The organism is Albidovulum sediminis (genome assembly GCF_025380365.1).
Taxonomy (GTDB): Bacteria; Pseudomonadota; Alphaproteobacteria; order Rhodobacterales; family Rhodobacteraceae; genus Albidovulum; species Albidovulum sediminis.
The window spans coordinates 246262-260322 of the sequence record NZ_JAOCQF010000002.1 but is presented as its reverse complement, the minus strand read 5'-3'; the positions used below and the strand labels follow the sequence as shown (position 1 = coordinate 260322).

At 67.2% G+C, this 14061-nt stretch carries 12 protein-coding genes; 3 read left to right on the top strand and 9 right to left on the bottom strand.

Annotation, left to right across the window (positions count from 1 at the left end; genetic code table 11):
* Nucleotides 1-7 precede the first annotated feature (7 nt).
* The 4 genes from N5I32_RS12900 to N5I32_RS12885 all read right to left on the bottom strand — a co-directional run bounded on the left by N5I32_RS12900 (nucleotide 8) and on the right by N5I32_RS12885 (nucleotide 4033).
* Nucleotides 8-883, bottom strand: coding sequence for a F0F1 ATP synthase subunit gamma (locus N5I32_RS12900; protein ID WP_261496287.1), 876 nt, complete (start codon nucleotides 881-883; stop codon nucleotides 8-10).
* 23 nt (nucleotides 884-906) lie between these two features.
* Complete coding sequence (gene atpA / locus N5I32_RS12895; RefSeq protein ID WP_261496286.1) at nucleotides 907-2445, bottom strand: F0F1 ATP synthase subunit alpha; 1539 nt, start codon at nucleotides 2443-2445, stop codon at nucleotides 907-909.
* Nucleotides 2445-3005 (bottom strand): F0F1 ATP synthase subunit delta, encoded by a 561-nt coding sequence (locus N5I32_RS12890; protein ID WP_261496285.1) that lies wholly within the window; start codon nucleotides 3003-3005, stop codon nucleotides 2445-2447. The genes atpA and N5I32_RS12890 overlap by 1 nt, the downstream gene beginning before the upstream one ends.
* Before the next feature lie 281 nt (nucleotides 3006-3286).
* The gene (locus N5I32_RS12885; RefSeq protein WP_261496284.1) at nucleotides 3287-4033 is read right to left on the bottom strand and encodes a class I SAM-dependent methyltransferase; all 747 of its coding nucleotides are present in this window, start codon (nucleotides 4031-4033) and stop codon (nucleotides 3287-3289) included.
* A 66-nt stretch (nucleotides 4034-4099) separates the two neighbouring features.
* On the opposite strand from N5I32_RS12885, the gene gloB reads away from it, so the two are divergent.
* Complete coding sequence (gloB, locus tag N5I32_RS12880; RefSeq protein WP_261496283.1) at nucleotides 4100-4867, top strand: hydroxyacylglutathione hydrolase; 768 nt, start codon at nucleotides 4100-4102, stop codon at nucleotides 4865-4867.
* 189 nt (nucleotides 4868-5056) lie between these two features.
* Nucleotides 5057-7378, top strand: coding sequence for an ATP-dependent Clp protease ATP-binding subunit ClpA (gene clpA / locus N5I32_RS12875; RefSeq protein WP_261496282.1), 2322 nt, complete (start codon nucleotides 5057-5059; stop codon nucleotides 7376-7378).
* A 91-nt stretch (nucleotides 7379-7469) separates the two neighbouring features.
* Here the strand turns inward: clpA and N5I32_RS12870 are convergent, their stop codons facing one another.
* From N5I32_RS12870 to N5I32_RS12860, 3 genes are all read right to left on the bottom strand, one after another.
* The gene (locus N5I32_RS12870; protein ID WP_261496281.1) at nucleotides 7470-9092 is read right to left on the bottom strand and encodes a peptidoglycan -binding protein; all 1623 of its coding nucleotides are present in this window, start codon (nucleotides 9090-9092) and stop codon (nucleotides 7470-7472) included.
* A gap of 3 nt (nucleotides 9093-9095) precedes the next feature.
* On the bottom strand, nucleotides 9096-10295 hold the full coding sequence (locus N5I32_RS12865; protein ID WP_261496280.1) for a biopolymer transporter ExbB: 1200 nt from the start codon (nucleotides 10293-10295) through the stop codon (nucleotides 9096-9098).
* Between the two features lie 71 nt (nucleotides 10296-10366).
* On the bottom strand, nucleotides 10367-10918 hold the full coding sequence (locus N5I32_RS12860; protein WP_261496279.1) for a gamma-glutamylcyclotransferase: 552 nt from the start codon (nucleotides 10916-10918) through the stop codon (nucleotides 10367-10369).
* Nucleotides 10919-10989: 71 nt separating this feature from the next.
* Here N5I32_RS12860 and N5I32_RS12855 point away from each other — a divergent pair, with 71 nt between their 5' ends.
* Nucleotides 10990-11967: a DUF2125 domain-containing protein gene (locus tag N5I32_RS12855; protein ID WP_261496278.1), complete on the top strand. Its 978-nt coding sequence runs from the start codon at nucleotides 10990-10992 to the stop codon at nucleotides 11965-11967.
* Here N5I32_RS12855 and N5I32_RS12850 read toward each other — a convergent pair.
* Nucleotides 11964-12887 (bottom strand): prephenate/arogenate dehydrogenase family protein, encoded by a 924-nt coding sequence (locus N5I32_RS12850; RefSeq protein WP_261496277.1) that lies wholly within the window; start codon nucleotides 12885-12887, stop codon nucleotides 11964-11966. The two genes, N5I32_RS12855 and N5I32_RS12850, sit on opposite strands and share 4 nt — an antisense overlap.
* On the bottom strand, nucleotides 12884-13969 hold the full coding sequence (gene hisC, locus N5I32_RS12845; RefSeq protein ID WP_261496276.1) for a histidinol-phosphate transaminase: 1086 nt from the start codon (nucleotides 13967-13969) through the stop codon (nucleotides 12884-12886). The genes N5I32_RS12850 and hisC overlap by 4 nt, the downstream gene beginning before the upstream one ends.
* Nucleotides 13970-14061 lie beyond the last annotated feature (92 nt).

Here is a 14061-nt window from a genome sequence, read left to right as displayed (position 1 = left end):
GGTTTCGTCAGAGCGCCTCGGCGCCCGAAATGATTTCGATCAGTTCCTTGGTGATCGCGGCCTGGCGCGAGCGGTTGTACTCGATCGTCAGGCGGTCGATCATGTCGCCCGCGTTGCGCGTCGCGTTGTCCATCGCGGTCATCCGCGCGCCCTGTTCGGAAGCGCCGTTTTCCAGCAGGGCCGCGAAGACCTGGGTGGCCACGCCCCGCGGCAGGAGATCGGCGAGGATTTCCTCTTCCGACGGCTCGTAGTCGTAAAGCGCCGAAGCCGCAGCACCTTCCGCCGTCTCGAACATGGCCGGGATCACCTGCTGCGCCGTCGGGATCTGGCTGATCACCGACTGGAAGCGATTGTAGAAGATCGTCGCGACGTCGAATTCACCGTGATCGAAGCGGTGGATCAGGTCGCGCGCGATCGACTGCGCGGTGTCGTAGCCAAGTTTCTTGACGTCCGACAGGTCGACATGGGCCACGAAGCGGTCCGCGTGGTCACGCTTGAGCTGTTCGCGGCCCTTCTTGCCGACGGTGATGATCTTGACCGTCTTGCCCATCGCGAGCAGCTCCGCCGCCTTCGCGCGGGCAAGCCGCACGATGGTGGAGTTGAAGCCGCCGCAGAGGCCGCGTTCGGAGGTCATCACGACAAGAAGGTGCACCTTGTCGGCGCCCGTCCCGGCCAGAAGCCGGGGCGCGCTGTCGGAGCCGCCGACCGAGGCGGCGAGGCCGGCCATGACCGCGTTCATCCGCTCGGCGTAGGGCCGTGCGGCTTCGGCGGCTTCCTGGGCACGGCGGAGCTTGGCCGCCGCGACCATCTGCATGGCCTTGGTGATCTTCCGCGTCGACTTGACGCTTCCGATCCTGTTCTTCAGGTCCTTAAGGCTGGGCATGATCCCGTCCCCTCCTCAGCGCATCAAGCGAAGGTCTTGGCGAACTCTTCGATCGCGGCGCGGAGCTTGTCCTCGGCCTCACCCTTGATCTTGGGGTCGTCCTTGGTGAGCCAGTCGAGGATGTCCTTGCGGTTGGTGCGCAGGTGCTTGACCAGGTCGCGCTCGAACCGGCCGACATCGCGGACCGCCAGCTTGTCGAGGAAGCCCTTGATGCCCGCGAAGATGACGCAGACGATTTCCGCGTTGGTCAGCGGCGAATACTGCGGTTGCTTCATCAGCTCGGTCAGGCGCGCGCCGCGGTTCAAGAGGCGCTGGGTCGCGGCGTCGAGGTCGGAACCGAACTGCGCGAAGGCCGCCATCTCGCGGTACTGCGCAAGCTCCAGCTTCACCGAACCCGCGACCGACTTCATCGCGTTGGTCTGGGCCGAGGAGCCCACGCGCGACACCGAAAGACCGGTGTTCACGGCCGGGCGGATGCCCTGGTAGAACAGTTCCGTCTCAAGGAAGATCTGGCCGTCGGTGATCGAGATCACGTTGGTAGGGATGAAGGCCGACACGTCGCCGCCCTGGGTCTCGATGATCGGCAGCGCCGTCAGCGAGCCCGCGCCGAAGTCGGCGTTCAGCTTGGCCGAACGCTCCAGCAGGCGCGAATGCAGGTAGAAGACGTCGCCCGGATAGGCTTCGCGTCCGGGCGGACGGCGCAGCAGCAGCGACATCTGGCGGTAGGCCACGGCCTGCTTCGACAGGTCATCGTAGATGATCAGCGCGTGGCGGCCGTTGTCGCGGAAGTATTCCGCGATCGCGGTGGCCGAATAGGGCGCGAGGAACTGCATCGGCGCCGGGTCCGAAGCGGTCGCGGCGACGACGATCGAGTAGTTGATCGCGCCGGTTTCCTCAAGCTTCTTCACCAGCTGTGCAACGGTCGAGCGCTTCTGCCCGATGGCGACGTAGACGCAGTAGAGCTTCTTGCTCTCATCGTCGCCGGCGGCCTCGTTGTAGACCTTCTGGTTCAGGATGGTGTCGAGAGCGACGGCGGTCTTGCCGGTCTGGCGGTCGCCGATGATCAGCTCGCGCTGGCCGCGGCCGATCGGGATCATCGCGTCGACCGACTTCAGGCCGGTCGCCATCGGCTCATGCACCGACTTGCGCGGGATGATGCCGGGAGCCTTCACGTCGGCGACCGAACGCTTCTTCGTCTTGATCGGTCCCTTGCCATCGATCGGGTTGCCAAGACCGTCAACGACGCGGCCAAGCAGTTCGTCACCGACCGGAACGTCCACGATCGACTTGGTGCGCTTGACGGTGTCGCCTTCCTTGATGTCGCGGTCGGAGCCGAAGATCACGACGCCGACGTTGTCCACCTCGAGGTTCAGCGCCATGCCGCGGATGCCGCCGGGGAATTCGACCATCTCGCCGGCCTGGACGTTGTCCAGCCCGTGCACGCGCGCGATGCCGTCGCCGACGGAGAGCACGCGGCCGACCTCGGCCACTTCCGCTTCCTGACCGAAGTTCTTGATCTGCTCCTTGAGGATCGCAGAGATTTCGGCTGCCTGGATTCCCATTATCCGACCTCTTTCATAGCATTCTGGAGGGACGCGAGCTTCGAGCGGATCGAGGTGTCGATCATCTTCGAGCCCACCTTGACGACAAGACCGCCGATGAGGCTTTCATCGACGGTCGCATTGAGTTTCACGGTCTTGCCGACGCTGGCCTTCAGCGTCTTGGCAAGCTTGTCGGCTTGCGCCTTGGTCAGCGCGGCGGCCGAGGTCACTTCGGCGGTCACTTCGCCCTTTTCGTCCGCGATCATCGCGCGCAGCGCGGCCATGAGGTGCGGCAGCACGAAGAGCCGGCGGTTCGCCGCCATCAGCCCGAGGGTGTTCGCGACGGTGGCCGACAGCTTCATCGCCTTCGAGAGTGCTGCGACCGCCGCGGCCTGTTCGTCGCGGCTATAGACCGGCGAGGCGATCAGCGCGCGCAGGTCGGCACTGTCGTCAAGGGCGGCCTGAAGCGCCTCGACATCAGCCTCGAGCGCCTTGATGCCACCGGCCTCGCTGGCGAGTTCAAACATGGCCGTAGCATAACGCCCGGCAATCCCTGCGGAGATCGAAGCTGGTTCCGACACGTCCACCCTTCCGATGACTTTGCCCCGTTTCCCGTGGAGCCGGGACAGAGGCCACCCCTTCGCGCGCCTGCGCGCACGTCTTAGTTCGGCGCGGGTGTATCAGAGCCGATTTCCTGCCGCAACCGCCTTGGCCAACATAATTCGCAACTCGAATTTGTTATCTTTCAAGGCGTTGACCGCATATCCCCGGCGACGGTGCATTCAACCCTTGCAGGTTTGGGCGTTAACATCGCCATTCCCGCCCGGAATCCCTTCGTTCCGCCCCGATAGAGGGGCGCGATTCACACCGGCCCGGGCACCGGCTTGTGCATCCTCTCGAGTACCTTGAGCGGCTTTCGCACCGCCGCGCGAAGGCCGGGGCGCTGGGGGGCGTGCAGCTGCTTGGACACCTCAAGCATCAGGACGCCGCCCGACATCACGGGCGAAATGCGATGGCCGAAACCTTCCCACATGGCCGCGGTCCTCAGCCAGAAGCGGCGCGACGACGGCGGCACGTAAAGCGCGGTCTGATGGCGTTCGGCGACGAAACTGTGGGCGCGCAACTGGGCGTCGAGCTGGCCCATGGAATAGGGCCGGCCGTATCCGAAGGGCGTCCGGTCGGAGCGCGACCACAGACCCGACCGATTCGGCACGATGAAAAGCGCCCTGCCCCCCGGGCCGAGCACGCGCCAGCATTCCTCCAGCACGGCCGAAGGGTTTTCCGAGGTTTCCAGCCCGTGCAGGATGACCAGGCGGTCCGCGATCCCGGTATCGATCGGCCAGCGCGTTTCCTCGCAGAGGACCGAGACATTCTCCATCCCGGCGGGCCAGGGCATGACGCCCTGCTGACCCGGCATCAGGCCGATGACCCGCCGCGCCTCCTCGAGGTAGGGCCTGAGCAGAGGCACCGCAAATCCGAAGCCGACGACCGTCCTGCCCTTCGCCTCGGGCCAAAGCGCCATGACCTGGTCGCGGATGGCCTTCTGCGCCGCACGGCCAAGCTGCGTGCGGTAGTAGAAATTCCTCAGGTCAAGGACATCAAGGTGCATTGCGGAAGACCCCGCGGTTGGGCCAAACTCGGCAAGCCAACAATAAGCAAAGTCGCGCGAAACGCCATGCCTCTGGAAATCGTCACCGTTCCCTGCCTCAAGGACAATTACGCCTATCTCGCCCACGACGCGGCGACGGGGGCGACGGCGGTGGTCGACGTGCCTGATGCCGCGCCCATCGTGAACGCGCTGCACGCCCGCGACTGGCACGCGAGCCACATCCTGATCACGCACCACCATGGCGACCATATCGACGGGGTCAGGGCGCTCGCCGCCGCGACCGGCGCGCGCGTGATCGGCGCCGCGGCCGATGCCCACCGCCTGCCCAAGCTGACCGAGGCAGTGCGCGAGGGCGATGTGGTGCGCATCGGCATGTCCGAGGGGCATGTCATCGAGGTGCCCGGCCACACCTCGGGCCACATCGCCTTCCACTTTCCCGATTCCGGCGTGGTCTTCACCGCCGACAGCCTGATGGCACTGGGTTGCGGCCGGCTTTTCGAGGGAACGCCGGCGCAGATGTGGCAGAGCCTTCGCAAGCTGTCGGCACTCCCGCCCGAGACGCTGGTGTGTTCGGGGCATGAATACACCGCCTCGAACGCCCGCTTCGCGCTGACCATTGAACCGGACAATCCCGCGCTTATATCCCGGTTCAAGGCCGTGACCGAGGCGCGCGAAATGGGCCGCGCGACCGTGCCGTCGCGACTGGCCGAGGAACTGGCGACGAACCCGTTCCTGCGCGCGAACCTGCCCGAAGTGAAACGACAGCTTGGCATGGACGGCGCGAGCGACGTCGACTGCTTCGCCGAGATCCGTGCCCGCAAGGACCGGTTCTGACGGAATTGTTGCCGGAATGCTCACGGAAAGTCGCATTCGTATCACAATTTCCGCGGCTTTTCGAAAGATGCTGGGATCGGGCGCGGAAAACGCTTGAAGCCGGGTCGTTTCCACCAAACCTTAATGACATGAGGCCATGGTGGGATGGGGCGGCGCCCCGTCCCGCCCCCGAGGAGAAGGAGCACGCAGGTGCCGTCATTTTCGACCACACTGGAACAGGCGATCCACGCGGCGCTGGCGCTTGCCAACGCGCGCCGGCATGAACTCGCAACGCTGGAGCACCTTCTTCTTGCCCTGATCGACGAACCCGACGCGGCCAAGGTGATGCGCGCCTGCTCGGTCGATCTCGATGCGCTGCGCAAGACCCTGGCCGACTTCATCGACGATGACCTGTCGACGCTCGTGACCGATGTCGACGGGTCCGAAGCGGTGCCGACCGCCGCGTTCCAGCGCGTGATCCAGCGGGCCGCCATCCACGTGCAATCCTCGGGCCGGACCGAGGTGACGGGGGCGAACGTCCTGGTCGCGATCTTCGCCGAACGCGAATCGAACGCGGCCTACTTCCTGCAGGAACAGGACATGACCCGCTACGACGCGGTCAACTTCATCGCCCATGGCGTCGCCAAGGATCCCTCGTTCGGCGAGACGCGGCCGGTGACGGGCGCGCAGGAGCACGAGGCCAAGGCGGAAGAAAAGCATGACGGCGAAGCGAAGGAATCCGCGCTTGCCAAATACTGCGTCGATCTGAACCAGAAATCGAAGAAGGGCGACGTGGACCCGCTGATCGGGCGCGAGTCCGAGATCGAGCGCTGCATCCAGGTGCTTTGCCGGCGCCGCAAGAACAACCCGCTTCTCGTGGGCGACCCGGGCGTCGGCAAGACCGCCATCGCCGAGGGGCTGGCGCTGAAGATCGTGCGTGGCGAGACGCCCGACATCCTGAAGGGCGCGACGATCTTCTCGCTCGACATGGGCGCGCTTCTGGCCGGCACACGCTATCGCGGCGACTTCGAGGAGCGGCTGAAGGCGGTGGTGAAGGAGCTTGAGGATCACCCCGACGCGATCCTCTTCATCGACGAGATCCATACCGTCATCGGCGCCGGTGCGACATCGGGCGGGGCGATGGACGCCTCGAACCTCCTCAAGCCCGCGCTTCAGGGCGGCAAGTTGCGCTGCATGGGATCGACCACCTACAAGGAGTTCCGCCAGCACTTCGAGAAGGACCGTGCGCTGTCCCGCCGGTTCCAGAAGATCGACGTGAACGAACCTTCGGTCGACGACACGGTGAAGATCCTGATGGGCCTCAAGCCCTATTTCGAAAAGCACCACGACCTGCACTACACCAAGGATGCGATCAAGTCGGCGGTGGAACTGTCGGCGCGCTACATCCACGACCGCAAGCTGCCCGACAAGGCCATCGACGTGATCGACGAGGCTGGCGCGGCCCAGCACCTGCTGGCGGAATCGAAGCGCCGTAAGACCATCGGCCCGAAGGAGATCGAGGCCGTGGTGGCCAAGATCGCCCGCATCCCGCCGAAGAACGTGTCGAAGGACGATGCCGAGGTGCTGCGTGACCTCGAGCGGACGCTGAAGCGCGTGGTCTTCGGCCAGGACAAGGCGATCGAGGCGCTCTCTTCGGCGATCAAGCTGGCCCGCGCGGGCCTGCGCGAACCCGAAAAGCCGATCGGCAACTACCTCTTCGCCGGCCCCACCGGCGTCGGCAAGACCGAGGTCGCCAAGCAACTGGCCGACAGCCTGGGCGTGGAGCTTCTGCGCTTCGACATGTCGGAATACATGGAGAAACACGCGGTTTCCCGCCTGATCGGCGCGCCTCCGGGCTATGTCGGCTTCGACCAGGGCGGCATGCTGACGGATGGCGTCGACCAGCACCCGCATTGCGTGCTGCTTCTGGACGAGATCGAGAAGGCGCACCCGGATGTCTACAACATCCTTCTGCAGGTGATGGACCACGGCAAGCTGACCGACCACAACGGCCGTCAGGTGGACTTCCGCAACGTGATTCTGATCATGACCTCGAACGCCGGTGCCTCCGACATGGCCAAGGCCGCCATCGGCTTCGGCCGCGACCGTCGCGAGGGCGAGGATACGGCCGCGATCGAGCGTACCTTCACGCCGGAGTTCCGCAACCGACTGGATGCCGTCATCTCATTCGCGCCGCTGTCGCGCGACATCGTGATGCAGGTGGTCGACAAGTTCGTGCTGCAGCTTGAGGCGCAGCTGATGGATCGCCACGTCCATATCGAGCTGTCTCCGGAAGCCGCCGCCTGGATCGCCGAGCGGGGCTATGACGACAAGATGGGCGCGCGTCCCCTGGCACGCGTCATCCAGGAGCACATCAAGAAACCGCTCGCCGAGGAATTGCTGTTCGGCAAGTTGACCAAGGGCGGGGTCGTGCGGGTTCTGGTCAAGGACGACAGGATCGAACTGCAGATCGAGGAGCCGCAACAGCGCCGCATCGCCGGGTCGAAGCCGCCGCTTCTGACGGCCGACTGAGCGGGCAGCCATGGCAGACCTGAACGGGCGCGGGTTCTTCCGCGCCCGTTCGCATTTCGGGCAGGCGTCGGGTGCGCCGCGCGCGGTCGCCCTACCGCTCCGTCAGCTTCAGCTCGATGCGCCGGTTCTGGGCGCGCGCCTCCGGCGTGTCCCCTTCGGCGACGGGGCGGAATTCGCCAAACCCGGTGGCCGCCATTCGTTCGGGCGGGAAGCCGAGATCGTCCTGCATGTAGCGCACGACCGACAGCGCGCGGGCCTGGCTCAGTTCCCAGTTGTCGCGGAATGTTCCGCCCGAGATCGGCACGTTGTCGGTGTGGCCGTCCACCCGGATGATCCAGTCGATCGCCGCGGGGATCTGGTCCGACACGTCGCGCAGGATCGACACCACCCCGGCGATCTGCGACCGCCCCTCGGACGAAAGATCCGCCGAGCCCGTCTGGAACAGCACTTCGGACGAAAAGACGAAGCGGTCGCCCACGACCCGGACCCCTTCGCGGCCGGCCAGAACCTCGCTCAGCTTGCCGAAGAACTCGGACCGGTAGCGCGCCAGTTGCCGCGCCTCGTCGCGCAGTGATTTCGCCTCTTCCTCCAGCCGCTTGCGCTCTGCCTCCTCAAGCTCGGCGCGGGCGCGCTGTTCGGAGGCGACCTGCGCCAGGGCGGCGTTGAGCTGGCTACCGAGATTCTCGATCTGCACCTTCGCGGCGGCGTCCTTCTCGGCCGCGGCATCGAGCAGCGCCTGAAGCGAGCCGAGTTGCGTGCGCAATGCCGCCAGTTGCTGATTGAGCAGCGCGACCCGGCGTTGGGCGTCGGCCGAAACCTCCTTCTGCCGCGACAGTTCCGTCTCGGCCGTCGCAAGCAGTGCCGCCCGGCGCTCTGCCTCGGTCTGGTTCTCGTCCACCTTGCCCTGCGCGGCGGCCAGAAGGGTCAGGGTCTCCTCGGCCTTGCGCCGCTCCTCCTCAAGCGCCAGCGTCATCGCCGTCAGCTCGCTGTCGGAATTCTTCAACCGGTCCCGCAACAGTTCGGCCGCCGCCGCCTCTGCAAGCCGGTCCCGCTCTGCCTCGGTCAGCTTGTCCTGCGCCGCGGCCAGGTCGCGCCCCTGCGCCTCGGCCCGCGCGCGCAGGTCGGCGACAAGCGCGTCCAGCGCCTCGCGCCGGGCAGCGGCGAGGCGGGCGGCCTCGGCCTGGGCGTCGATTTCCTCGCGCGCCTTGGCGAGGGCGAGGTTCAGCGCCTCCTGATCCGAGAGAAGCCGTTCCCTCGCCTGCGTCAGGTCGGCCACCTCGGCCCGCGCGCTGTCCCGCTCCGACAGGAGCGAGGCCACCTGCGCCTCGAAGCTGGTGATCCGCGCGTTCGCCTCCGCCAGTTCGGCGGTCCGGCCCTCCACCTGGCTGGTCAGTGTCGCAATCAGGGTCGACTGACGGTCGGCCTCGTCCCGCGCCGCGTCCAGATCGGCGTTCAGGCCCTGCACCTGCGCTTCATAGGCCGCGGTCCTGTCGCGTTCGAGGCCGAGGGCGTCCGCAAGCCCCGCCACCTGGTCGGCAAGGGCGGCAAGCTCGTCATCCTGCGTGTCGATGGTTTCGCGCAAGGTGAACTGCACGATCATGAAGATCGTCAGCACGAACATCAGCACCATCAGGAGCGCGGTCATGGCATCGACGAAACCGGGCCAGATGTTGGTCGAGAACCGCTGCCCGCCGCGCCCGTTCGACTGCGCCATGGCCTAGTCCCTCCGCGGCGGCGCGGAAGGCTCGATGCGGACAAGCGCGCGGACCGCGCGCGTCAGTTGCGCGAGGTCGGAGCGCAGTTCTGCCACCGCCTCCTGCCGGCCGGCCGCGACCTCTTCGAGGATCTTGAGAAGCTGCACGTCGATCGACCGCAGGCGCATCCGCGCCTCGGCATCGCCGCCGTCGATGGCGGGTTCGGCCGCGTTCTTCTCGATGATGGCGAGAAGCCGCTCCTGACCCGCCGCGATCCGTTCCAGCACGGCATTCGACCCGGCGCCGGCGGCCATCGCCTCGGTCATCAGGTGGACCGACTGCGCCAGCTTGGCAAGCGAGTCATCGGTCCGCATCCGCCCGGCCTCGGTCTGCGCGAAAAGGTCGGTCAGCACCTCGACCTGGTTGGCCATCTGGTCGATGACATCGGCCAGGCCTGCCCCGTCGACACCGCCCTCACCGTCCGAGCCGGCCAGGCTGAGACGGGTGAAGGAGGACAGCCAGTCCTCCAGTTCGGAGTAGAAGCGGTTCTGGCCGTGCCCCGCGAAAAGCTCCAGCAGCCCGACGACAAGCGACCCCGCAAGCCCGAGGAGGGACGATGAAAACGCCGTCCCCATGCCGCCCAGTTGCGCCTCGAGCCCGCCCATCAGCTTGTCGAAGACCTGCATGCCGCTTTCGCCCTCGGCGGGGGCGAGCGCGCGGATCGTGTCCACGACCGCGGGCACGGTCGTTGCAAGGCCGTAGAACGTGCCCAGAAGCCCAAGGAAAATCAGCAGGTTGATCAGATAGCGCGTGATGTCGCGCGCCTCGTCGATACGGGCGGAGACGGATTCGAGGATCGAGCGCGCCGAGGAGTTCGAGATGTGGCTGCTGCGCGACGTACGGCTGCGCAGCAGCGCGGCCAGCGGCGCCAGCATCCGCGGCGGCACCGTGACCTCATGCCCGGCGCGGTCGGCGGCAAACCCCTCGATCCAGCTTACGGAGCCGACAAGCTGCGCCACCTGCCAGAAGCAGGTCAGCACGCCCATCAGGAAGACCCCCAGGATCAGCCCGTTCAGGTAGGGATTGGCCAGGAAGATCGGAGATATGCGGCCGAAGGCGAAATAGGCGCCCGCCCCGACAAGGCCGCTGACGACAAGCATCATCACGACCTGCCGAACGGGCTGGGAAAACAACGGCTCGGCCTCTCGCGCGGGTTTGATCATCCAAGTGTCCCCGTTCTGTCGGCTCGACAATAGGCGGGGCATCGCGGCCTGCCAAGCCCGCGCATCGGGTTTCAGCGGCCGGCCTCGTCCAGATGGGCGCGGACGCGGTCGGCCAGCCAGTCCAGATCGGGATCGGCAAGCCCCAGTTCGGCCAGATGCGCGGCGGTGTTCCAGAGGTAGTCGGTGTTGCGCCCGCGCCCGCCCACGGCCCGCGCGATGATCCTGGCCTGTTCGTCAAGATCGAGCCCGCCACAATACTGGACGTGGTCGGGGTCGATGACATAGGCCACCGCCTGCACCTGCCGCCCGTCGGACAGCGCCACGGGCAGTATCTTCTCGAGATAGGCGGAGGAAATCAGTTCGCGTTCGCGCAGGTAGGCAAGCGTCGCGTCGGCCCGGTCGCTGGCCACGGCAAAGGCCACGCCGTCGCAATGCGCCCCCTCGGCGGCGTCGAGTGCCAGCACCAGCCCCGGTTCCTCCGGCGTCCCGCGATGGTGGATCGAGCGCATGCAGAACGACCTGTGCCAGCCCGAAAGCCGCGCGATGGCCCGTTCGGTGTAGGCGAAACCCGGCTCCCAGATCAGCGATCCGTAGCCGAAGACCCACAAGCTGTTGGCGTCCATGCACTGGCCCCCTTCGCACGGGGCCTGTAAACACCATCTGTAAGGACGAGGAAAGACCCCGGAGGCGCGCCATGCGCAAGCTCTTGTCGATCGCGATCGTGCTGGCCGCCCTTTACGGCGGCTACTGGTTCGTGGCCTCGCGGGCGCTCATGGCGGGGGTGGAGACGGCGATGGCCCAGCTCAGGGCCGACGGGCAGATCGACTATGCCTCGGTCGGGCTGGCGGGCTTTCCCTCGCGCTTCGACGTGACCGTGGAGGCGCCCGAGTTGCGCGGTGCGGACCTGGTCTGGGCGGCCCCGTTCCTCCAGGTCTTCGCGCTGTCCTACAGGCCGAACCAGATCATCGCCGTCTGGCCGCGGGAACAGAGCCTGACCATCGCCGGCCAACGGCTGGACATTGCCAGCGAGGACATGCGTGCAAGCGCCCTGTTTGCCGCCGAAGGATCGCTACCGCTCGACCATGCGCAGATGATTGTCGCCGCGCCATCGGTCGCGGTGGCGGGGCTGTGGTCCGCGGCAGCGACCGAGGCGCGCCTGGCCAGCCAGTCTGCGGGGGCGGACGGACGCAGCCACCGTGTGGGGGTGGAGGTCACCGACATCGCGCTGACGGGTGTGGAGGGAACCGGCGGCCCGGCCCCGGCCCTGCCCGCGACGATCGAACGGCTCTGGCTGGACGCGACGCTTGACTTCGACCGCCCGCTCGACCGTTTCGCGGGCGAAGCGCCGCCGCGCCTGATGCAGGCCGAGATTGCGGGCGCCCGGCTGCTCTGGGGGCCGATGCGGATCGAGGCCGAGGGCCGCGTCGAGGTGACCGCAAGCGGCACGCCCGAAGGCCGCATCACCGTGACCGCGACAGAGTGGCGGCAGATGCTGGACGCGGCCGAACGTCTGGGCGCCTTGTCGGCGCAGGACGCGGCCAACGTCGCGCGGATGCTCGACGGTATCGCGAGGAACTCGCCCGATCCCGACCGGGTGAGCCTGCCGTTCGTCTTCCGCGAGGGGATGCTTTTCCTCGGCCCCTTCGCCCTTGGCCCCGCGCCACGGCTTTAGCCCTTGTCGGGTTTGGTGCGGCCAAAGTCGGGGGCGGCGGTATCCTGGCCGGCCTCGATGATGCCGCGGCGGATCGCCCGCGTGCGGGTGAAATAGTCGAACAGAAGCTGCCCGTCGCCCATCCGGATCGCCCGCTGAAGCACGAAAAGCTCCTCGGTGAAGCGGCCGAGGATGTCGAGCGTCGCCTCCTTGTTGGTCAGGAACACGTCGCGCCACATCGTCGGGTCGGAGGCCGCGATGCGGGTGAAGTCGCGAAAGCCCGCGGCGGAATACTTGATGACTTCGCTTTCGGTGATGCGGCTCAGGTGGTCGGCCACGCCCACCATCGTGTAGGCGATGAGGTGCGGGGTGTGGCTGGTCACGGCCAGGACGAGGTCATGGTGGGCTGCGTCCATCTCGTCGACGTTGGCGCCCATCGCCTCCCACAGGGCGCGCAGGCGCGCGACCGCTTCGGGCCGGGCAGAGCCGGGCACAAGGATGTGCCAGCGGTTCTGGAACAGCGTGGCAAACCCGGAATGCGGGCCGGAGTGTTCGGTGCCGGCCAGCGGGTGGCCAGGGACGAAGTCGACGCCTTCGGGAATGTGGGGTGCGACCGCCTCGACCACGGCCTGCTTCACCGAACCGACGTCGGTGACGGTGGCGCCGGGCTTCAGATGCGGCCCGATCTCGGCCGCGACGGCGCTCATGGCGCCGACCGGAACCGCGAGCACCACGAGGTCCGCCCCCTCAACCGCCGCGGCAGCCGTGTCGAACACCGCGTCGCAAAAGCCGATCTCCAGCGCGGCGGCGCGGGTTTCGGTGGTGCGCGCATATCCCGCGATCGACCCCGCGAGGCCCCATTTCTTCATCGCATGAGCCATGGACGAGGCGATGAGGCCAAGTCCGATCAGCGCCACGCGGTTGTAGATGGGCCCGGTCATTTCTGCCCCTTGAACTGGCCGATGGCATGGGCCACGCGACGGCACGACGCCTCGTCGCCGATGGTGATGCGCAGGCAGTGCGGCAGGCCGTAGCCGGCCACGCGGCGCACAATCAGGCCCTGCCCCTGCAGGAAGGCGTCGCAGGCGCTTGCCTCCGCCTCGTCGGCGAAGCGGGCCAGAATGAAGTTGGCGGTCGAGGTGTCCGAGGGCACGCCGCGTTCGGCCAGCGCCTCGGCCAGCCAGGCGCGCAGGCGGGTGTTCTCCGCGCGGCAGCGGTCGACGTGGTCCTGGTCCCTGACCGCGGCTTCGGCCGCCTCAAGCTGCGCGGTGGACAGGTTGAAGGGCCCGCGGATGCGGTTCAGCACGTCGATGATGGCTTTCGGGCCATAACCCCAGCCGATCCGCAGCCCGCCCAGACCGTAGATCTTGGAGAAGGTGCGGGTCATGAAGACGTTGGCCCGCCGGCCGATCAGTTCCGCGCCGCCGTCGTAACCCTCCACATACTCCGCATAGGCCCCGTCGAGCACGAGAATCGCCTGCTTCGGCAGGCTTGCGGCCAGCCGCTCGATCTCGCCCGGGCCGATCATGGTGCCGGTCGGGTTGTTCGGGTTGGCGATAAAGACAAGCTTCGTGCGGCGCGTGCAGGCGGCCAGGATCGCGTCGACGTCCGCAGTCCGTTCCCGCTCGCGCACCGAGACCGGGGTCGCCCCCGCGGCCAGCGCCGAGATGCGGTACATGAGGAAGCCGTGTTCGGTGAACACGACCTCGTCCCGTGGGCCGGCGTAGGCCTGGCAGAGGAAGTGGATGATCTCGTCGGAACCCACGCCGCAGATGATCCGCGCGGGATCGAGGCCATGAACCTCGCCGATAGCCTGCCTCAGCGCGGCATGGTCCGTGTTGGGATATCGGTGCAGCTTGTGCACCGCGCGCTGGAAGGCATCCTTTGCCCGGTCGGAGGGGCCGAAGGGATTTTCGTTCGAGCTGAGCTTGATCGCGTCGGTGACCCCCGCGACATGCGCCGCCCCGCCCTCATAGAGGGCGATGTCGAGAATCCCCGGCTGGGGGCGGATGGGATCGGTCATGGCAGCGACTCCCGCAGATGTCGGCGCTTTCTAGCGGTCGGCCCGGGGCAAGGCCAGCCCCCATGCGGCCGCGCCCCCGCCGGCGCCGGGGG

Coding starts and splice junctions, on each gene's coding strand:
- N5I32_RS12900 (WP_261496287.1), bottom strand. CDS start 883: ATGCCCAGCCTTAAGGACCTGAAGAACAGGATCGGAAGCGTCAAGTCG.
- atpA (WP_261496286.1), bottom strand. CDS start 2,445: ATGGGAATCCAGGCAGCCGAAATCTCTGCGATCCTCAAGGAGCAGATC.
- N5I32_RS12885 (WP_261496284.1), bottom strand. CDS start 4,033: ATGCACCTTGATGTCCTTGACCTGAGGAATTTCTACTACCGCACGCAG.
- gloB (WP_261496283.1), top strand. CDS start 4,100: ATGCCTCTGGAAATCGTCACCGTTCCCTGCCTCAAGGACAATTACGCC.
- N5I32_RS12870 (WP_261496281.1), bottom strand. CDS start 9,092: ATGGCGCAGTCGAACGGGCGCGGCGGGCAGCGGTTCTCGACCAACATC.
- N5I32_RS12865 (WP_261496280.1), bottom strand. CDS start 10,295: ATGATCAAACCCGCGCGAGAGGCCGAGCCGTTGTTTTCCCAGCCCGTT.
- N5I32_RS12860 (WP_261496279.1), bottom strand. CDS start 10,918: ATGGACGCCAACAGCTTGTGGGTCTTCGGCTACGGATCGCTGATCTGG.
- N5I32_RS12855 (WP_261496278.1), top strand. CDS start 10,990: ATGCGCAAGCTCTTGTCGATCGCGATCGTGCTGGCCGCCCTTTACGGC.
- N5I32_RS12850 (WP_261496277.1), bottom strand. CDS start 12,887: ATGACCGGGCCCATCTACAACCGCGTGGCGCTGATCGGACTTGGCCTC.
- hisC (WP_261496276.1), bottom strand. CDS start 13,969: ATGACCGATCCCATCCGCCCCCAGCCGGGGATTCTCGACATCGCCCTC.